Origin of the sequence: Burkholderia sp. LS-044 (assembly GCF_004803625.1) — a bacterium.
Lineage (GTDB): Bacteria > Pseudomonadota > Gammaproteobacteria > Burkholderiales > Burkholderiaceae > Burkholderia > Burkholderia cepacia.
This window is the reverse complement of record NZ_SSWO01000058.1, coordinates 1-384: the sequence shown is the minus strand read 5'-3', so window position 1 is coordinate 384 and position 384 is coordinate 1. Positions and strand designations below refer to the sequence as shown.

The window sequence follows — 384 nt, the reverse complement described above, 5'->3', positions numbered from 1 at the left end:
TCTTGCCGCTCGGCAGGCGCACGTGGTACAGCGAGTAGCTGCCCATGTACGCGATGTCGGTCACGACGCCGCGCGCCCAGTTGTGTTTCGAGCCCGGCTTCTCGCGCGACACGTGCACGCGCTCCGGGCGCACCGAGATGCCGACCGGCATCCCGAGCGGGCCGGTCACGCCGTGGCTCACGTACATGCGCGCTTCGAGATCGTCGCTCTCGACGAAGATGTGGTCGGGTTCGTCCTCGACCACGCGTCCTTCGAACAGGTTGGTCGAGCCGATGAATTCGGCCGAGAAACGGCTGTTCGGGTATTCGTAGACTTCGCCGGGCGAGCCGATCTGCACGATCTTGCCTTCGCTCATCACCGCGAGGCGGCTCGCCATCGTCATCG

General features: G+C 65.6%; 1 protein-coding gene. It reads right to left on the bottom strand.

Annotated features, from left to right (window positions below):
• Nucleotides 1–384: TOBE domain-containing protein (locus tag E9536_RS41175; protein ID WP_136473351.1), on the bottom strand; the 384-nt coding region annotated here is incomplete at both ends.